The 19220-nt window shown below is 69.8% G+C and carries 16 protein-coding genes; 8 read left to right on the forward strand and 8 right to left on the reverse strand.

What is annotated here, in order from left to right:
* The first annotated feature begins 167 nt into the window (after positions 1-167).
* Entirely contained in the window at positions 168-1478 is a 1311-nt protein-coding gene (locus CACI_RS31465) for a cation:proton antiporter (RefSeq protein ID WP_015794935.1), read from the forward strand.
* Here CACI_RS31465 and CACI_RS31470 read toward each other — a convergent pair.
* Positions 1468-3288, reverse strand: coding sequence for an NAD(P)/FAD-dependent oxidoreductase (locus CACI_RS31470; protein ID WP_015794936.1), 1821 nt, complete (start codon positions 3286-3288; stop codon positions 1468-1470). The genes CACI_RS31465 and CACI_RS31470 overlap by 11 nt on opposite strands.
* A 252-nt stretch (positions 3289-3540) precedes the next feature.
* Between CACI_RS31470 and CACI_RS31475 the strand changes: the two genes are divergently transcribed.
* On the forward strand, positions 3541-3741 hold the full coding sequence (locus CACI_RS31475; RefSeq protein ID WP_015794937.1) for a hypothetical protein: 201 nt from the start codon (positions 3541-3543) through the stop codon (positions 3739-3741).
* A 156-nt stretch (positions 3742-3897) separates the two neighbouring features.
* Here the strand turns inward: CACI_RS31475 and CACI_RS31480 are convergent, their stop codons facing one another.
* Entirely contained in the window at positions 3898-4695 is a 798-nt protein-coding gene (locus tag CACI_RS31480; RefSeq protein ID WP_015794938.1) for a helix-turn-helix domain-containing protein, read from the reverse strand.
* A gap of 729 nt (positions 4696-5424) precedes the next feature.
* Between CACI_RS31480 and CACI_RS31485 the strand changes: the two genes are divergently transcribed.
* The gene (locus CACI_RS31485; RefSeq protein WP_015794939.1) at positions 5425-5958 is read left to right on the forward strand and encodes a dihydrofolate reductase family protein; all 534 of its coding nucleotides are present in this window, start codon (positions 5425-5427) and stop codon (positions 5956-5958) included.
* 106 nt (positions 5959-6064) lie between these two features.
* On the opposite strand, the gene CACI_RS31490 is transcribed toward CACI_RS31485, so the two are convergent.
* The gene (locus CACI_RS31490; RefSeq protein ID WP_015794940.1) at positions 6065-6817 is read right to left on the reverse strand and encodes an SDR family NAD(P)-dependent oxidoreductase; all 753 of its coding nucleotides are present in this window, start codon (positions 6815-6817) and stop codon (positions 6065-6067) included.
* A gap of 628 nt (positions 6818-7445) precedes the next feature.
* Between CACI_RS31490 and CACI_RS31495 the strand changes: the two genes are divergently transcribed.
* On the forward strand, positions 7446-8432 hold the full coding sequence (locus CACI_RS31495; RefSeq protein WP_015794941.1) for a DUF1702 family protein: 987 nt from the start codon (positions 7446-7448) through the stop codon (positions 8430-8432).
* 141 nt (positions 8433-8573) lie between these two features.
* Here the strand turns inward: CACI_RS31495 and CACI_RS31500 are convergent, their stop codons facing one another.
* From CACI_RS31500 to mshB, 4 genes are all read right to left on the reverse strand, one after another.
* Positions 8574-9593, reverse strand: a complete 1020-nt coding sequence (locus CACI_RS31500) for a hypothetical protein (RefSeq protein WP_015794942.1) — start codon at positions 9591-9593, stop codon at positions 8574-8576.
* Positions 9590-11548, reverse strand: coding sequence for an ASPIC/UnbV domain-containing protein (locus CACI_RS31505; RefSeq protein WP_223297296.1), 1959 nt, complete (start codon positions 11546-11548; stop codon positions 9590-9592). The genes CACI_RS31500 and CACI_RS31505 overlap by 4 nt, the downstream gene beginning before the upstream one ends.
* Before the next feature lie 216 nt (positions 11549-11764).
* A complete protein-coding gene (locus CACI_RS31510) occupies positions 11765-12454 on the reverse strand; it encodes a TetR/AcrR family transcriptional regulator (RefSeq protein ID WP_015794944.1) in 690 nt (229 codons plus the stop codon).
* A gap of 139 nt (positions 12455-12593) precedes the next feature.
* Positions 12594-13661 (reverse strand): N-acetyl-1-D-myo-inositol-2-amino-2-deoxy-alpha-D-glucopyranoside deacetylase, encoded by a 1068-nt coding sequence (gene mshB, locus CACI_RS31515; protein WP_015794945.1) that lies wholly within the window; start codon positions 13659-13661, stop codon positions 12594-12596.
* 495 nt (positions 13662-14156) lie between these two features.
* Between mshB and CACI_RS31520 the strand changes: the two genes are divergently transcribed.
* On the forward strand, positions 14157-14816 hold the full coding sequence (locus CACI_RS31520) for a TetR/AcrR family transcriptional regulator (protein ID WP_041542789.1): 660 nt from the start codon (positions 14157-14159) through the stop codon (positions 14814-14816).
* A 109-nt stretch (positions 14817-14925) separates the two neighbouring features.
* Here the strand turns inward: CACI_RS31520 and CACI_RS31525 are convergent, their stop codons facing one another.
* Positions 14926-15678 (reverse strand): maleylpyruvate isomerase family mycothiol-dependent enzyme, encoded by a 753-nt coding sequence (locus CACI_RS31525; RefSeq protein WP_015794947.1) that lies wholly within the window; start codon positions 15676-15678, stop codon positions 14926-14928.
* A gap of 186 nt (positions 15679-15864) precedes the next feature.
* Between CACI_RS31525 and CACI_RS31530 the strand changes: the two genes are divergently transcribed.
* The 3 genes from CACI_RS31530 (at position 15865) to CACI_RS31540 (ending at position 19218) form a co-directional block, all read left to right on the forward strand.
* Positions 15865-17091 (forward strand): carotenoid oxygenase family protein, encoded by a 1227-nt coding sequence (locus tag CACI_RS31530; RefSeq protein ID WP_015794948.1) that lies wholly within the window; start codon positions 15865-15867, stop codon positions 17089-17091.
* A 258-nt stretch (positions 17092-17349) separates the two neighbouring features.
* Positions 17350-18192 carry an SDR family NAD(P)-dependent oxidoreductase gene (locus tag CACI_RS31535; RefSeq protein WP_015794949.1) on the forward strand — a complete coding sequence of 281 codons (843 nt, stop codon included), beginning with the start codon at positions 17350-17352 and terminating at the stop codon, positions 18190-18192.
* Positions 18193-18561: 369 nt separating this feature from the next.
* Entirely contained in the window at positions 18562-19218 is a 657-nt protein-coding gene (locus CACI_RS31540) for a phosphotransferase (RefSeq protein ID WP_015794950.1), read from the forward strand.
* The last annotated feature ends 2 nt before the right edge of the window (positions 19219-19220 follow it).

The raw sequence follows: 19220 nt of genomic DNA on the forward strand, positions 1-19220 counted from the left end.
TTCGGAAGTATTCGGCCCTGTGACCGGCGGCTGCTTCTCCAGCCGTGCCCAAGGGCGCAGGCCTGCGGGGGCGGGGCATGATCGCGGCACTTTGGGAGAAGGAACAGCCCTTCGGCGCGTGCAGACGATGACTCGTCCGTCAGGTTCGCCGACTCCCGGGAGGCTCCATGCCGTCCACTTCGATCCCCGCCGCCCCATTGGGCGGCCACAGCCTGCTCGTGCTCGTCATCACGGCCGGCGCGCTGCTGGTTCTGGCCATGCTGCTGGGCCGGCTGGCCGCGCGCTTCGGATTGCCGGCGGTGTGCGGCGAGCTGTGCGCCGGGCTGATCCTCGGGCCCTCGCTGCTGGGCCACACCGTCCCGCGCTTCTACCACTGGCTGTTCCCGCCGCAGGCCGAGCAGGTGCACCTGCTCGACGGAGTCGCGCAGTTCGGCGTGCTGCTGCTGGTCGGTCTGACCGGCGTGGACATCGACCTGAAACTGGTGCGCCGGCGCGGCCGGGTCGCGTTGTGGGTGGCCGGGTTCGGCCTGGTGCTGCCGCTGGTGATGGGACTGGCGGCCGGGCGGCTGGCGCCGTCCTCGCTGCTGGGCCATGGCGGCGACCGCACGTCCTTCGCGCTGTTCGCGGGCGTGGCGATGTGTGTCAGCGCCCTGCCGGTGATCGCCAAGACTCTGGACGACATGGGTCTGCTGCACCGCGACTTCGGCCAGCTCACCGTCGCCGCCGGGGTCGCCGACGACGTCGCCGGCTGGCTGCTGCTGTCGGTGGTCTCGGCGCTGGCGGCGACCGGCGGCGCGCACCGCTTCCCGTGGCAGGCGATGCTCTGGCTCGTGGTGATCGTGCTCGGCGCGGTGCTGATCGCCCGCACGCTCGCACCGCGGGTGCTGCGGCGCGCCGGTCGCGGCTCGACGCCGGGACCGGTCGTCGCGACCGTGGTGGCGGTGTTCCTGGGCTGCGCCGCCGCGACGCAGGCGGCCGGGCTGGAGGCCTCGTTCGGGGCGTTCGTCGGCGGACTGGTCGTCGGGACCGCGGCCGAGGCCGACCTGCGCTGGCTGGCGCCGCTGCGGACGGTGGTGGCCTCGGTCCTGGCGCCGCTGTTCTTCGCCACCGCCGCGCTGCGCGTGGACCTCGGGGTCCTGCGGGACCCGGTGATCCTGGGCGCGGCGCTCGTGGCGGTCGCCATCGCGGCCGTCGGCAAGTTCGCCGGCGCCTACCTCGGCGGCATGACCGCGAAGCTGGACCGCTGGGAGTCCCTCGCCCTGGGCGCCGGGATGAACGCCCGCGGCGTCATCCAGCTCATCGTGGCCTCGGTGGGGCTGCGGATCGGGGTGCTGAACACCGACTCCTACACCATCGTGGTGCTGGTGGCGGTGACCACCTCGCTCATGGCGCCGCCGATCCTGCGCCTTGCTCAGGGCAGGATCGGCGGCACTCCGGCGGAAGAGGAACGCAGGGTCAGGCTCGCCGCTATGCGGTGATCTCCTGGACCGCCTGGCTCTCCGGTTCCGCCGCCGGCGGGATCGGAGGCCAGAAGGTGCCGTGGGCGCTCATCGCCGCCGGCATGTAGCGCCAGTCCTGGTTGTCCGCGAACAGGATGTCGCGGATGCCGCTGCGGCCGCGGCGCAGACCGTCGCGCCGGCTCTCCAGAGCCCACTTGAGGGCCTCACGGGCGTAGGTGCGCAAGGGGAACGTGCAGTTCTCCTTCCACGCCTCGCTGCCGTGCCGGCGGTACCAGTTGACGTGGCGCACGCCGGACAGCAGCGTGAACGTCGCCGTGGCACCCTGCGCCGGGTCGCCGAAGCCCATGTACTTGGGCACGAAGTCCAGGTTTCCCAGCCGCTGGAAGATACGGCGGCCGGCCTCTTCATGGGTGATCTCGCCGCGGGTGGCGGCCTCGATCTCGTCCTGCGAGCCGCGCATCGTCTCCACGACGTTGGGCAGGTGGCTGCCCAGCACGCCGATCCGCCCCGGCTCGGTGGTCTTCGCCAGGTGCGAGGGATCGCCGGATTGCAGATAGCGGATCAGCAGCGACAGCGGACCGAACGCGCCGAGCATGTTGCCCAGCGCCCAGTTGCGGTTCCAGGCGTTCCAGGTGTCGTAGCTGGCGAAGGAGTCGAAGGCTCCTGAGACGATCATGTCGTAGTGGTCGAACCCGGTGTTCACCACGTCCTCGACGAACTGGAACCGCTCGGTGGCGAAGTCGTCCTCGCGCACCGCCGCCAGCAGCTGCTCGGCGATCAGGTCCACGGCCACGGTCAGCACCGACATGCCCGAGGAGAACAGCGGGTCGACGAACGCCGCGGCGTGCGGCAGCTGGAGCACCCGCGGGCCGAGGATGTGCGGCGAGGAGTACTGCAGGCGTCCCGAGCCGATCCAGGGCCGGGCGGCCACGGCGCTGTCGAAGTGCCGCCGGATCGTCGGGTACCGGGAGATGATGTCGCGGAACTCCTCCTCCGGCGCCCCCTGGGCGTCAGGGTGCTTACGCCGGTCGAGCATCATGCCCACGCTGGTCAGCGGGTTGGTCGCCTGCCGGTGGTTGTTGAACGGGATGACCCAGATCCAGCCGCCGTCGAAGATGTGGTGCATGGTCGACTGGCCCAGCGGCGAGGGCACGCCGCGGCGCTGCGGGTCCGGCAGCAGCAGGTCGGCGCTGGGGACGTTCATCATGTGCGTGTAGAGCGTCCGGGTGTCGGTCTTGAAGCGCGGCGTCTCGTCGCGCAGCCCCAGCTGGTCGGAGACCATGGAGCGCATCCCGGCGGCGTCGATGAGGTACTTGGCCTTGAAGCTGACGCCGCCGGCGGCGTGCAGCTCGACCTCGTCCTCGCCGAACTTGATGTCCTCGATGCGGGTGCCCTGGCGGAAGTGCGCGCCGTATTGGATCGACAGCGCCGCCAGGTAGGCGTCCACGTCCTGGCGGAACAGGTGCGAGTCCGGGCCGATCGGCGGGGTCAGGGTCGGCAGCTGGTTCACCTCGCCGGCCCGGTGCTCCTCGCCCTCGCTGTGGTACATGAAGCTGAAGGAGCGCTTCACGCCGCAGTTGCTGCTCACCCGGTCGCGCAGCTGGTGGAACGCGCCGATCCAGCCGATCTCGGGCACGCCGTACTTCTCGCCGATGATCCGCAGCCGGATCCCGGTCTCCGGGATGAGCGACTCGCCGATGGTGAACCGGGGGTGCGTCGCCCCCTCCAGTAGCAATGTCCTGACACCGTGTTTCGCCAGGATGCATGCCAGCATCGAACCGCCGATCCCCGATCCGAGGATGGCCACGTCATAACGGTCTTCGCTCACGGATACCTCAACCTCACTGTGCGGGAAGCGACAGGAACGGATCTGACAGACCCTGGTCCCTTCAGCGTGTCCAAGCCGCCCCGCGAAGCCTTCTCCGGCGTTGCCCGGCACTGGGCACGCTCGGAGAAGACACCGGAACGCCCCGCGCGCAGGATGTCTCTTGCTTCGGACGCACTTCTTCGTCCGCTCCATCGACCGCCCCATCGACCGCTCATCGACCGCTCATCGACCGCGCAGGAGGCACCGGCTCACATGGCGACCACATCCGCGTGGCTGACGCCGCACCACGGGCGGCGGATCGTGCGGCTTATCGGGATGCCGGCCGGGCTGCTGATCGCACGGTACGGCGCGGCGGCCGCCGCGGTGCCGGGCGGCGGGTCGGTTGCCGGGCGCGGTGCGGTGCCCTCGACCGCGCAGACCGCGGTCAGTGGGCGCGGCATGCCAGACCCCTGATGACAGGCTTCGGCGAAGGCCCGGAGCCAGTGCTCCGAACCCTCGCCGGACAAAGGCCGATCAGAGCGCCGGACCCGAACGAGTCGGGGGAAGGGAACCGGTCTCAGCGTCGGCGGACGGCTCTTCTGCGTCGCGGCCGCGTGGGGCGGCCGTTCTTCAGGACACGGCGTCCGCCTGGCCGCCGACGGCCACCAGCGCGCCGGCCGGCGACGTCCCGGCGTTGTCCAGTTCGGGCAGCGCCATCAGGATCGGGAGGTCCAGGATCGTGGCGGCGCGCAGGAGGATGTCGAGCTTGACCGTGCCCTCGTCCGGGCCCACCGTCACCTTCTCCCCCGGGCCGAGGAAGCGCGGCTGCCGGGCCCACGGCCGCGGGTCCACCCGCCCCGTGCGGACCGTCGCGGCGCGCACGTACCAGCTGCCGGCGGGCACACCGCGCACCGTGTACGTCCCCGAGCCGTCGACGATGTCGCAGGCGACCGGCGTCCCCTCGATCGCCGGGCTGGGGAACAGCCCGACGTAGGTCCGCGTGTCGCACTCGTTCTCCGGGACCACCGCGGCTCCGGTCACCTCCCCGGTCCAGCCCTGGGGCAGGACCGGCACCATGTCGAACACCTGGTGCCCGCCGGCCTGCGACTTGGCCCGGTAGCGCCCCGGCGAGGCGCCGACGCTGCCGCTGAACCGGCTGGTGAACGTCCCCAGGCTGTTGTAGCCGACCTGGTAGGCGATCTCGGTCACGCTCATCCGCGTCTGGAGCAGCAGGTGCTTGGCCTTGAACACCCTGATGGCCGACAGGAACCGCCCCGGCGAGGTCCCGGTCATGGTCCGGAACACCCGCGAGAAGTGGAACTTGCTCATGATCGCCGAGTCGGCGATCTCGTCCAGCGACAAGGGTTCGGGATACCGGTTCCACATCGTGGCTATGGCTTGTTCGATCGCTAGCTGTCTCAGGTCCACCGTCTCAAGTCTCCTGTGCTCCGTGCCAGGCGAGAACTGGTATCAGGGCGCCACCGCGGGCCCGTCGCGGCCGACCGCCCGCGCACGAAAGGATCGAAGCCGCCGCGATCTGCGACGGCTCCCGGATGGTCCGGCTGCCCCGGGTCGGCGAGCGCGCCGGCGCCTTGGCCTGTGAACTCATGTGTTCCCCTCCTTCGTCGGCCTCCCCGGGGAGAGGCATCCACCCCGGCGACGCCAGCGGAGTCCGAACGGCCGTCGACGGCGTACTGGAAGGTCGCGGACATCGCGCATGATCCGGCCCTTCCAGGCATTCTTGAGCAAGACTCCGCCAAGGCTTTTTCTGAGTATCAGCGGCCTGACGAACATACGACTTCTCCGCGCTTGCCCACCTGACGAAACGCACACTCTTGGTGGCTCTGTATCACCACCGGCATCATTGTCAATCCGCTGTTTGTACCCTCGCCGATGGGGGTGTTGTCATGTCAGTATCGGAAGAGCGGGACAAGTGCCCCCAGGGTCCGCTGAACTAAAGTGGCAGTCCTCAATGGCGTACATTATCGCGCCGTATAATGTTTAATTCACTTCTGCGAGCGTTCGCACATGGTTTCGCTTTTGCCCCAGATTGCGACTCCTGCGGCCGAGCGCGGTTAGTTTCGGCCTCCGGCCGGGTCTCCATATACGACGGCGGGTCCGAAACGGGCCCAAGCCGCGAGTAAGAGGAGGCGCGACGTGCGTACGTTGATCGTGAGCAGCCTGGTGACCGCCGACGGCATCCACGGCGATCCCCAGTTGTGGGCCGGAGAGTACTCGGATGAGGAGGCCGTCGAGCAGTGGCTCGGCGCGTTGAAGAAGAGCGACGCGTTCTTGATGGGCAAGAACACCTACGAGTTGTTCGTGCAGATGTGGGGCACTCCCGAGGGTCCGTACCTCGAGCGTCTTCACGAAATGCCCAAGTATGTCTACTCATCCACGCTGACGTCGGCGGACTGGGCCAACACGACGATCGTCTCCGGCGACGCCGTGGCCGCCGTGCGGGAGCTGAAGGAGCAGGGCGACGGGGACCTGATGGTCTACGGCTACGGCCGGCTGTCGCAGGCACTGCTGGAGGCCGGGCTGGTCGACCGGCTGGACTTCACGGTGAACCCGGTCGTGTTCGGCAGCGGGACCCCGCTGTTCCGCCCGGGCAAGCGCGTGAATCTGCGGCTGGACTCCGTCAGCCGGCGGGGCAACGGCGCGGTCGCGCTGTCGTACGTGCCCGCGTGACGCGGTAGCGAGCAGCCGCTGCCGCTACCGGGAAATACCGGGAACGCCGAAAGGCACAGTCGTGGGTGGGGCCCGCCCACGACTGCGCCGTCTGAGGAGGGCGCGGTCAGCCCAGGGGGTTGAGCCCGTTCGGGCCGACCATGTAGGCGGGCTGGTCGAGGGACTCGTCGGCGGCCAGGTCGACGATCGCCTTGCCGACGTGCTCGGTGGTCAGCTCCGGGCCCATACGCTCCAGGAACGCGGACACCGGGATGCCCATCCGGTCGGCGTAGGCCTGGGCGCCGGCCGCGCCGAGCTGGGTGGCCGCGCTCAGGCCCGGCAGCACGCTGACGAAGCGGATGCCCAGCGACCCGGCCTGCGCCTCGCCGGCCGCGTAGGCGCTGATGAACTTCACGGTGGCCTTGGCTCCGGCGTAGCCGCCGCTCATCGGCGAGCCGCCGATCGCCGCCGCGCTGGAGAAGGAGATCACGGTGCTGCCGGGCGCCAGCGGCTTCAGCAGCGCCTCGCGGGACCAGTTGAACGCCTGCCGGACGTCCATGTCCCAGTTCAGGTTGAAGGTCTCCCAGGTGTGCATCTGCAGCGGACGCGGCAAGGGCAGCGCGCCGGCGTTGAGCACCAGGGTGTCCGGGCTGTAGGTGGCCAGCAACCGGCCGGCCAGGACCGGGTCGGCGGCGTCGCCGACCACCGGGGTCACCGCGTCGCCGGCCTGCTCCCGCAGCTGCTCCAGCGCGGCGCCGTCCCGGGCCACCGCGACGACCTTCGCGCCGGCCTGCGCGAGCGAGGCGGCGATACTGCGGCCGAAGCCCCGGCTGGCACCAGTGACGATGGCCGTGGTTCCCGTGAGATCACGAGTCGTCATCGAAATTCTCCTTACAGTTGGGCGGGCGAGGCCGAACGCCCGATCCGGGATGACCGCACGAGGCCTCTGCAATAAAGACCCGGCCCGGCACACAGACTCACCGCGTTGCGCCGACCGGGTGACGCCGGCGCGCCGATATCCGCAGGTCCGGAGAAGCAGTGGGTGAACAGTGACGGAAATATCCCCCTGAGGTCGGTCAGGCACTTCCGCACCACCGGTAGCCGAGTGCCGGACGCGATACCAGTGGCGATCGTGACTGGCGCAGTCGGCACTTCTTTGTGCTCGGAGCCGCCGCGCGGCTGCGGGTTTGTCAGGGGGTTTTCGGCCAAGTCTGGCCCGCGTGCCGCAACGCATGTTTCGAAGAAGCCGCACCCCACGGCGCCGGCTTAGCATCGACACAACTTGGTAGCCGTGCCGGGCGATCCGAGGGATCAGGGCTCTGTCGGCGAAGGTCCCCTCCGCGCCGACAGAGTCCTGATTGACGTGTCTGCCCCTGTCCAGCCTGTCCAAGCCTGTCCGAGCCTGTCCAGCCTCGGCAAGCTGCGAGAAGTGCCGGTGGGGCGGGAGCGGCGATCATGCTACGGAAAGCGGGACAAACCCGATATCACCTCGCCGAGAGGGGCATCCTGTGGCCGGCATGTGGGCGGCGGCGCGGCGACGCGTTCTGACACCCAGCACCTCGCAGACGAAGCTGGCGCGACGCGGCTTCCATGAGAAGAGTCCGGAGGCCAAGGAACAGCTGGAGAGTGCCGGCGCGATGTTCCTGGCCGGATACGCGCTCGCGGCGGAGGCCGGGCACGCTTGGGAGGCCGAGAGCGGGTTGCAGACGTTGCCGCGGGCGTACCGCGGCTTCGCTTATGAGGGCGCCGGGATGGGGTTCGCTGTTCGGGACGCCATCGCGCCGCGGCGCCGACATATGACCGCCGACCTCATCGACGGCCGGGGCGCGGACCACGTGTACATGATCTACGTGGGCGTCGGGTGGGCGCTGGGTCGGCTTCCGCGTGCCCTGTGGGGGCGGATGACCGACAACCTGACCGATCCGGTGCTGCGCTGGCTCGTCCTGGACGGCTACGGCTTCCACCAGGCGTACTTCCACACCGAGAAGTACGTGAACCGGCAGTTCGCCCCGACCGATTTCCCCTGGCCGCAGGCCGGTCCCGCGGCTTATGCCAACCGGGTCATCGACCAGGGCATCGGCCGGGCGATGTGGTTCGTGCACGGCGCCGACCCGGACCGGCTCGCCGACGCCGTCGACTCCTTCCCCGAAGCGCGGCGTGCCGACCTGTACGCCGGCTCCGCCCTGGCCGTCACGTACGCCGGCGGGCTGGACGAGGCCGAGCTGCGGGTGTTCAAGCAGCGGGCCCACCGGTACGCGCCGCAGATCGCACAAGCCAGTGCGTTCGCCGCCACAGCCCGCGTGCAGGCCGGGAATCAGACCCCGCATACGGCACTGGCGACCGACGTGCTGGCCGGTGTGGCGCCCGATGAGGCGGCGCGCGTGTGCCTCGGAGCGTTCCCCGACGCCGGCGAGCGCACCGCGGCCGGGGAGCCGGCGTTCGAGGTGTGGCGGCAGCGGATCGCCGCGGCGCTGGGCGTGCCGTTGACGACGTGAGGCAGCTCCGCGGGCACTGATTCGGCTCCGCCGCGTTCCACAGACGACGAATACCAGAACGAACAACGGAACGAACAACAGAACACAGATAAGCGCCCGGCTGGTCCGAAGACCAGCCGGGCGCTTGTTTCGCGCCGCGGGTCAGGCAGCCGAGGGCAGGCTGGCAGCGGCGACAGCCACCGCCTTGGCCTGCGTCGCGGCGGTCTGGGCCTTGCGCTTCTGGTAGAAGTGCACGCCCCACCACCCCAGACCGCGTGCCGCACACACGATCGCCGTGGCGAAGAACAGCGTGTAGACGACGTTCATCACCATCAGGATCCCGTAGACCGTGGCGACCGAGCCGCCGAACATGAACTGCGCCCGGCCCTTGGACGGCGTGGTGCCCGGGTCGGAGATCATGTAGTTGCTGAACAGGACGAACGGCACGCCGGTCATCACGCCCAGCGCCGAGAACAGCGACACGTTCCAGATCCAGTGGCGGACGAACGCCTGGATGGCGAACCCGCCGAGCCAGCCCACGATCAGCGCCGTGCGCTTGGTCAGCGCGGTGTTCAGCACCGTGCCGGAGATGGCGATGATCAGGGCGATCATGATGCGGAAGTACGTGTTCGCGTTCTCCGTGAACTCGTACGGCTGCGCCACCGCGACCCACCGGCTGAACACGATCAGGGTCACCGCGATGCCGAAGTTCGACGGGTTCATGTAGTGGCGCGTCCGGCCGGCGATCGGCGCCTGCAGGATGTACTTGCCGCTGACGCCGACCATCACCCCGAAGATGACCGGGCCGATGTTGTCGTTGGTGTAGATCAGCATGTTGACGGCGAGCGCGGTGATGTGTGCCGGCAACAGGAACTCGTACACCCCGCGCATCCCCCGCCCCCGGTACCGGGGCGTCTGGCGCTGGGCCCAGCCCTGGATCGTGGACAGGGTCAGCTCGGTGGTGTAGGCCACCAGGATCGCGGTGATCGGGAAGATCCAGGCCTGCTCGAAGCCGAGCAGGGTGTAGCCGAAGATGTTGAAGATGCTGATCGAGAGCGCGAAGTTGCGCAGTGCTATGTAGTGGACGTCCTTCGGCTTGGCCGCCGGCGCGGCGTTCGCCTGGCCCGGAGCTTGCGGCCCGGGCGCACCGGGCGCTCGTTGGTCGGAGACGGTCGCGGTCATGACTGCGGGACCTCCTGGATGTGGTCGGTCAGCATCAGGTTGTGGGTTCCGGTGGTCAGCTTGATGTCCTGCGAGTGCAGGGCACCGGAGGTGTCGTGCCACTGGACGGTGACGGTCTGCGGGCCCATGTTCATGCCGAGGCCGAAGCGGACCTGGAAGGAGCGGTAGCCGTCGTGGCCGCTGCCGCCGTCCACCTGGGCCATCTGCGGCTCGCCGGGCGTGTGGACGGTGACCGTGGTCCCGTAGGCCGGGCTGCCGATACCCTCAAGACCGCTGCTCGCCTGGCCGTCGCTGGACGGGCGGTACAGGTTCAGGGTCATCTGGTCGCCGACGTCCGCGGTGTTGGCGTAGAACTCCGGAGCGCCCCACTGCCGCGCCACCGCGAAGTCCAGGTGGCCGCTGCCGGTGGTGTCCGCCAGCGCCATGCCGCGGCTCGGGGTGTCGTTGGTGAAGCCCAGCTGCTTGCTGATGTTGACGTACTTGCCCGAGGAGTTCTTGGCGAAGAACGCGAACGGCTGGTGGCCGGACACGTCGTCCCCGGGCTGGAAGTTCGGCCACATCGCCGGGTTGGCCAGCAGGTCGTCGTTCATCGTGGCCATCTCCTGCATCCACGGCCAGCGGTTGATGCTGCCGTTGATGAAGCCCAGGGCCTGCACCACGTCCTGGCTGCCGTCGTTGAGGAAGTCGCCCATCTTCACGTCCCAGGCCCAGCCGCTCCAGGCCAGGCCGTCCCCGGCCGCGCTCTGGGTGAACGGCGCCACCCCGGAGGCCAGCTTGGAGGTCATCTCAGCGTTGGACTTGGTGTCGTTCTTGAAGACGAAGTTGCTCTCCTCCAGACCCCAGGGCTGCGTGATGTCGCTGACCATGAAGTCGAAGTGGCCCTTGTCGCTCATGTCGGCGAAGTCCACGCCCATGCCCTTGAACGAGCCGTTGCCCATCACGAAGGACTTCGGGGTGGTCGCCGTGCGGTCGCCGTAGGCCTCGGTGAACTTCAGCTGGGTCGGCGTGGAGACGTTGTAGAGCAGGTGGCCGTGGCCGAAGTCGTTGCCGTCGTACAGGTCGGGCTTGCCCGAGCCGGTCAGGTCGGCGGTTCCCAGGGCCAGCGTCCAGCCGGTGCTGTCGTGGAAGGGGATGGCGTCCTTGTCCTCGACGTACTTCGCCGAGGGGGCGTCCCCGCCGGTGGCGCTCACCCAGCGCAGGAAGTGCAGGCCGCCGCCGTTGTTGGCGCTGGACAGCGAGTTCGGCATGACCACGTTGTTCTGGCCGTGGACGTCCAGGATGCCGCTGTCCGGGAAGTAGTTCCCGATGACGATGTCCGGGTGGCCGGTGCCGGCCAGGTCCGCGACCGCGATGGCGTCGGTGTTCCACTGCGGGCCGGTGTACTTGCCGTCAGTGTCGACGCCGCTGACCAGCTCCTGCGGCTGGTAGGCCTCCGCCGAGACGGCAGTGGCTCCGGCCTTGGGCAGGAACAGGATCGGGGTGCGTCCCCAGTAGTAGACCAGCATGCCCATGCGGCCGTCACCGGTGAAGTCGCCGAGCACGCAGCCGGTCGGCGCCATGGTGTCGTCGATCGGCAGCGGCGCCGCGTTCAGCACGAACGGCGTGAACTGGTCCGCGGCCGGGGCGGTCGGGGTGTAGGTGACGACGACGTCGTTGGTCCGAGTGTCGACCAGGCACATCCCGTCGGAGCGGCCGTGGCCGGTCACGTCGTTGATGGCCACGCTCGCGCCGACCGCCGACATCCAGGAACGGACTTTGTAGTAGGCGGGGTTCACTTGGCGGATCGTGTTCATCTTCTGATCGTCATAGCCCGGCGGCATGGCGATCGGCATCTGTTTGAACGAATACTTCGCAGCTGTCTGCGAAGCCTCACCCGCCTCGGCCGGGTTCCCCACCGCCACGTAGACGGTGAGGAGAGCGATGATGGCGGTGAGCGCCGGGATCAGCGTTCTCAATCTTCCACGCAGCACGGATGCACCCTCCAGGTCTCGGATTCCGATACCTGACAAACATGACGGGACGTGCGGTGGGGCCGCTTCTTTAGCGTTGCCTGGAGCGATTCATCCGTTTCGCACCATCAGCGCGACACGCGGGAGATTGCACCCTTTTGGTCCACAGATGCCAGAAGCCCAGAGATGCCGGAGAGGCCGGAGGGGCCAGAGAGGCCGGAGCTACCCGGCGGCGGCGGGCGCGGGCTGCTCGCCGGCCTCCAAGCCGGCGGCGTCGACGATCTCGACCGAGCGGCGCATGGAGGCCCACGCGTCCTCGCTGTCGTCGCCGATGCCGACGATCATGCTGTGCACCTGAGCCTCGAAGCACGCGTCGGCGTCGTAGGGCGCGAACAGGTACCCGCCTAGCTCCAGGGTCACGATGCCGTGCAGCGCGGTCCAGAACAGGTGCGCCACCAGCTCCGGATCGCCTTCCTGGAACCGCCCGGCGGCCATGCACCGCCGCACCGAGGCGACCAGGATGTCCAGCACGTAGCGGCCGTGCAGCCGGTCGGCGTCGGTCAGGGAGAACCCCGCGATGTTCAGCGAGCCGAGCATGACCTGGTACAGGTCAGCGTTCTGATGCGCGTTCCAGCGGTAGACCCGGCCGTGCGCCACGACGTCGGCCACCGGATCCGCGGAATCGCCGATCGCGATCATGGACGTGTTCAGCCGGGCGAACCCCTCGTGCACGACGGCTCGCACCAGGTCGTCCATGCTCCCGAAGTGCGTGTACACGGCCATCGTCGAGCTGCCCACCTCCTTGGCCAGGCGGCGGGTGCTCAGCCCGACAGAGCCGTCCTGCGCGAGAATTCGTGCGGCGGCTTCCAACAGGGCTTCGCGCAGATCGGACTGCGCCCGGCGAGGACTCACCCTTGACATGCTCCATCACGAGCGCTGTTATGGGAAGAAGAACACTGTTACGTAACGGTGATACACCGCCGCTGGGGGCGGCGGTGCACCAGAATCCGCGGGTGTGCTGAGCGCGGTACGTGCTCAGAGCGGCGCGTGCTCAGAACAGCTCGCCGCCGGCCGGCTCCTCTTCGGGCAGCCATCCGAAGTCGGGTTCGCAATCGGAGTCGTCGACCGCCCGCACGCCGGCGAACAGGTCGGCCTCGAAACCGTCGTCCAACGGCCCGGCCGTGCCGCGCAGCAGCTGGAAGTGCTCGATGCCGAATCCGCCGTCGGAGCTCGCCGCGAGCTTGAAGAACCAGCTGTCGGCGGCCATCTGGGAACGGTGCGAGCGCATGGCGGCGGTCTTGGCGTCCAGCCAGTCCCGGGCGTCGATCTGGGCGGTCACCAGGTGGTCGGGGACGCCGTACGGGATCTCGATGAGGTCCTCCGGCACGCCGTTGGCCAAGGCCTCGGCGAGCGGGGCGAAGGGGCTGTCGCCGTTGGAGCCCAGGCGGCGCGCGACCGAACGCAGAATGCTGAACGGGACGACGGCCGCGTAGACCTTCGCGACGCTCCAGGCCTCCGCGCCCTCGCCGCCGCCCTCGCCGCCGCTCTCGCTCTCGCCGCCGGTCTCGGCCGCGCGGTCGACGGCGGCCAGGCTCAGCTGGTGCGCGCGGATGTGGTCGGGGTGCCCGTAGCCGCCGCGCGAGTCATAGGTGACCAGAACCTGAGGCCGTATCTCGCGGATCGCCGCGGCCAACGCGTCGACCTGCTCCTGGAAGTCCCCGGCCACGAGCGAGCGCGGGTCGGTGTTGGACTCCTCGCCGGCCATCCCCGAATCCCACCAGCGGCCCGCTCCGCCGAGGAAGCGCGACCCCTTGATCCCGAGCATGGTGACGGCGCCGGCCAGTTCTCGCACCCGTAGTTCGCCCAGCGCCTGCTCCCCGTCGGCGGCGTCGTCCACCACGCGCTGGGCCTCCGGGTCCAGGATCTCGCCGCGCTCGCCCCGGGTGCAGGTCACCAGGTACACGTCGATGGTCTCGGCGGCGTACAGCGCGGCGGTGGCGCCGGTGGTGGTGGTCTCGTCGTCCGGATGCGCGTGCACCATCAGCAGCCTGAGCGGGTTGCCGAGGCGGTCGCCGAGGCGCGCGAACGGCATGTCCAGCAGGTCCAGGGGAAGCGTCATCGTGTGCCTTCTTCTGCGGTTCGGATGTGGCGCCGGGCCGCGCGCCGCTGGGGGAAGGAAGCGCGCGGCCCGACGCGGGCTGCGCGGTGGCCGGCTGGAGGTCCCGTCCGGGGCTCCTCGGGTCCAGCCGTCGTCCACGCGTGCCCCCGCTCCGACCGCGCCCAGGGTCCCGAGGGCCCGCCGCGCTCGCCGTCCTGGGGGGTGACAGCTTGCCCGCCGCCCTGGGGGTGGCGGCGCGCTCGTGCGGCTGACGGTCGTGGAAGCCTTTCAGGGTTCTGAGATGTCTGGCATTTCAGGCAAACAGTATGCACGGGAGCGGATCGGTTCGTACCGGATACCAGCATCTCTGAGCGGCCCGACTCTGCGTTTCTTTGAGCTTGCTGACTTCCCCCGGCCAGCTCATGCCGGGTCGCCGGTTTCTCCATCGTTGCCCGTATCAGCGATGACCGGCTTCCGGATCCCCATCTGGCCGCAAAACGCGGAATCATGGACGGTGTGAGTCCTCGCCCCGCACAACCCGATATCCGCCGCGCACTCATCGAAGCGGCGGCGACGATCCTCGCCGAATCCGGGCCCGACGGACTGTCCACCCGGCAGCTGGCCCGAGAGGTCGGAGTTTCCACTACTGCTGTCTACACCTATTTCGGCGGCATGGACGACTTGGTACGCGCGATGGTGCACGAGGGCTTCGCCCGCCTGAACCGCGCCCTGACCGCCACCGGCGACTCGCAGGACCCGGTCGCCGACGTGGTGCGCCTCGGACGTGTCTATCGCGAGAACGCGCTGCGGCACAGACATCTGTACGCCGTGATGTTCGGCGGGTCGGCCCTGGCCGGGTTCTCCCTGACCGACGAGGATCGCGCGCACGGGCTGTACACCCTCGATCTCCTGGTCGCCGCGATCGAGCGATGCGTGGTGGCCGGCCGGTTCCGCAGCGGGGACGCGACGCTGGTCGCGCACGAGTTGTGGATGTCGATCCACGGCATCGTCACGCTGGAGATCGGCGGGTACCTGTTCGAGCCCTACGACGCCGACGCGTGCTTCGACGCCCAGGTGTGCACCTTGCTGGTGGGCTCCGGCGACGGGCTGGAGCGCGCGCGGCAGTCCATCGCGATGTCCGGCGCGGAAGCCGCGGCCAAGGAGCCCGCGGCCTAGCGTCGGCGTGCCCTGATATAGGGGGCACACTGAATATAGGCAGACGTGCGAGTGCCGGCGATCACCCCATGACCGCCGGCACCGCACCACAGGGTGCTGAGTCAACCGCTCAGCGCCCTCCGAATTGGCCGGCGCTGCGGCCCGCGCCGGCCGGTCCCGGATAGCACTGCGCGATGCCCAGCCAGCGTTCCGCCTCGCGGCCGATCGCTTTGACGTCCACGTCGTCGCGGTGCCGGCGGCAGGTGACCAGCAGGCAGAAGTCCACCGCTGGCGCGATCACCCGCTGCTCGGCGTCTTCGGGCCCGAACGCCCACAGGTTGCCGGACGGCGCGGTGATCTCGAAGCGGAACGGCTTGTCGGGCGCCTCGAAACCGTGGGCCCGGTAGCCGAAGTCGCGGGTGCGCGCGCCGAACCAGACGACGTGCCCGATGCGGTCGGTGTGTGTGCGCTTCTCCCCCACGGTGTCGACGATGTCCTGTCCGTGGCCGAACATCTCCATCGCCAAGGCGGCGCCGATCAGCGAGGGCCGTCCCGTGCCGCGCATCCAGGGCAGATCGCGGTCCTGGTCGGCTTCGCTCAAGGCGCGCGCCGCGGCTTCCCGCTCGGTCCGCCAGCGGCGCACCGTCTGCTCGGGACCGTCGACCAATTCCAGCGGACGCCGCGGGGAGCCGTTCGCGCCGGCTATAGGGCGCGGCATCGCGGCGGACCGCGCCATCGCAGCGACCTCCGCCATGTGGTCGATCTGGCGACCCACGGTCCATCCGGGGGCGGGGGTCTGGGAGTACCAGCGTTCGTCGAGCGGGACGAGCGCCTCCAGCTCCTCCCCCTCACTGATCAAGTCCGCGTACACGCTGCTGACCACGGCTGATTCCGCCTCTCTGGGTCCACGACGATGATGACACCGAGTATTGGCCGCGCGGTGCGCCACCTGCTTCTTTGACGGTGCCGTCGCGCAACCCTCCAGGTTGCGCTTGACATGGCAGGGCACTGCGCCGATAGTTGAAGAACACTGTTATGTAACACTGATATGCATGGACGGTGAGCTTCGATGGCACTCGCGGACCTGCGCACTTCCTCCGACGTCGACCGTTCCGACATCGACTGCTCGGCCTTGCCTGTCAAGGGAGCCGTGCCCTCGGAGCTCGACGGCACTGTGTTCCGGATCGGTCCGGAGGACGGCCAGCCCTATGTGTCGGCGCTCCGGCTGCGGCACGGCCACGCCGAATGGTTCCGGGCGCGCCGGATCCGCACCGACGAGGTCTGCCGGCGGACCGGCGAGCTCCCCAGCCCCGGCCCGCGCCGGTGCGGGTCGGACACCACCGCCGCGGCCGTCATCCGGCACAACCGCCGCACGCTCGCGCTCGGCGACGGCGCCCTGCCCTACGAGCTGGCTCCGGATCTGCGCACCAAGGCGCGGTGGGATTTCGACGGCACGCTGCCGGCGGGGTTCACCTCCCAGGCAGTCCACGACCCGCTGACCGGCGAGCTGTTCGCCGCGGTCGCGGGGGCGAGGACGCTGGAGTACGCCGTGGTCGACGTCCAGGGCAGCGTGCGCAAGTACGAGCCGATCCCGACGCCGCACGATCCGGCGCTATACACGTTCGCCCTGACCGACCGGCACGCGGTGTTCTCCGGACCGGCAGGCGTGGGCATCATGCCGCGCGAGGGCGGCGCGGGCGACGTCGTCTGGGTCGGCACGTCCGGCACCGTCGCGGAATCCGGGCTCGCGGGCCGTCCGGTCAACGCCTTCGATCTGCCGGGCGGCGGGGTGGCCGTCGAGACGGTGAGCGCCGTTTCCGCCTCGGCGCCGGGGCTGTGGCGCTGGCGGGTCGAGCCCGGCGCCGGCAGCGACGCCGTGCGCGGGGAATGCCTGAGCCGCCGGGTGCAGGACCTGGCGAGCGTCGACGAGCGGTATCGGGGCTCCGATCACCGGTACGCCCTGACGCGGCGCGTGGACGCGGACCGCATGGACGACGCGGGACGGCCTCCGGGCATCGGACTGCTGCGCCACGACCTCATGACCGGCACGACCCAGCAGCACGCGGCCGAACCGGGCCGGCTGTTCGGCGCCCCGGTGTTCGTGCCGTACTCTCCGACCGCGCCTGAGGGACACGGCTGGGTCCTGGTCTCGGTGCAGGACACGATCCTGGAGCGGCACGAGATGGTCGTCATCGACACCGCCGACTTCACCGGTGTCCCGGTGGCCGCGGTGGAACTGCCCGGGACCGGGCAGCGGGAGGCCTCGGCGTGCTGGCAGGTCGCAGACCCCTGGTGAGCTGTCATGCCATCGCCCTCCGGAGCCGTCGGTGACTTTTGTCGTCGTCGTTCTGGCGATGCGGTGGCAGGGTTCTGCGACCTCATCCTTTCGTAGCGTCGCACTCCCGGCATCTCGCGACTTCTCGTTTCGTGCTCTGCGCAGCGATTTCCGCTGCGCAACCACAGAGATGTCCGCCCCTGCCCGGCGTGGCCACACTGGCCGACAAAGGCCGCCGCACTCGCGGCACCGCCTGCCGTCGAGGAAGGAGACCCGGCGATGGCGATCTCCCGCGCCGTCCTGATCACCGGCTGCTCCAGCGGGATCGGCCGCGCAGCGGCCCTCCAGCTGCACCAGGCCGGACTGCCGGTCTGGGCCACGGCCCGGGACACCGGCGCCCTGGCCGAGCTGGAAGCCCGCGGTATCCGCACCCTGCAGCTGGACGTGACCGACGAGGAGTCGGCCGCCGCAGCCGTCAAGCAGGTCGTCGACGCCCACGGCGCCGTCGGCACCCTGGTCAACAACGCCGGCTCCGGCATCCACGGCGCGGTCGAGGACGTCCCCCTGGACACCGTCCGCGGCTCCTTCGAGACCAACCTGTTCGGCGCCCTGCGCCTGACCCAGCTCGTCCTGCCCGGCATGCGCCAGCAAGGCGCCGGCCGCGTGGTGAACGTCTCCTCGATCCTCGGCCGCCTCTCCCCGCCCGGAGGCGCCCTGTATCAGGCCACGAAGTACGCCACCGAGGCCTACTCCGACGCCCTGCGCCTGGAGGTCGCCCAATTCGGCATCCAGGTCGCGCTGATCGAGCCCGCCACAGTCCGCACCCGCTTCTACGAGACCGCGGTCATGCAATTCGCCGGCGGCTCCGGAACCCCCTACCAGCCCTTCTACGACCGCCTCGCCGCCTGGGCCATCGACATCCACGAAGGCAAGACCCGAGCCGGCAAGCTCGCCGTGACCCCGGAGAAGGTGGCCGAGGCCATCCAACGCGCGGTCCTGGCCCGCAACCCCAAGGCCCGCTACCCCGTCGGACCGCTGGCGCGCGCCGCACTGGGGATGCGCCGGATGCTGCCCGACTCGCTGTTCGACAAGTTCGTCGCGCGCGAGTTCCCGGCGCCGTGAGGTGAGGGCGGGAGGCGAGGCCGCCGCGAAGTGAGCCCGTGAGGCGGCGCCGCGAAGTGAAGCCCTGCGGTGAGCCCGCGAGGCGACGCTGCGAAGTGAGCTCGCCGCGAGGTGAAGCCCGCTAGGGGACGCTGCGAAGTGAGCTCGCCGCGAGGTGACGCCCGCGAAGTGGGCCCGCGAGGTGAAGCTCTGAGGCGAGCCTGTGAGGTGAGCCCGTGAGGTGAGGCCCGTCAGGCAAGCCCGCGAGGCGAGTGCCCCCAGAGCGGATCGGCGGTACCGCGGTTGCCGGATGGCAGCCGCGGTATCCGCGCGCGAGCGCCCGAGCGGCCTGCCGGAAACGCGGGTCGATCACGCCAGTAGAGTCGCGGTATGACCGAGCTCGTTCTGTTGGCGAGTGGCCGGGACGCCGACGTCTTCGCCCTCGACGCGCAGCGTGTCCTGCGCCGGTATCGAGACGGCGGCGACGTGGCGGCCGAGGCCTCTGCGATGGCCCACGTAGGCAGCTTGGGATACCCCGTGCCGCAGGTCCACAGCGCCGGCGGCGGCGATCTGGTCCTGGAACGGCTCACCGGACCAACCATGCTGCAGGCGTTGGGCACCGGGGAGATCACCCCGGCGGCAGCGGCGGAGCTGCTGGCAGATCTGCTCGCCCGCCTCCACGCGCTGCCGCCACAGACGCCGGACCAGCCCGGGGACCACCCGATCCACCTGGATCTGCACCCGGCGAACGTCATGCTTGAGGCACGAGGACCGGTCGTGATCGACTGGCGCAACGCCAGTCAGGGCCGGCCCGAGGTCGACGTCGCGGTGTCCGCCCTGATCGTGGCGCAGGTCGCCGTCGACCCCACTCTGGACGAGGCAGCCCTGGCAAGGGCTTTCCTCACCGCGTTCCTGACCAACGTCGGCGCACTGCCGTCCGAGGCATTGGACGAAGCGGTGCGGTTCCGCCGGGCCGACCCCAACGTGAGCGCCCGCGAGATCGCCTTGCTGCACGAGGCGGTCTCGCTGCTCGGTGACCGCGGCTGAAA

This window comes from Catenulispora acidiphila DSM 44928 (genome assembly GCF_000024025.1).
In the GTDB taxonomy this organism is placed as follows: domain Bacteria; phylum Actinomycetota; class Actinomycetes; order Streptomycetales; family Catenulisporaceae; genus Catenulispora; species Catenulispora acidiphila.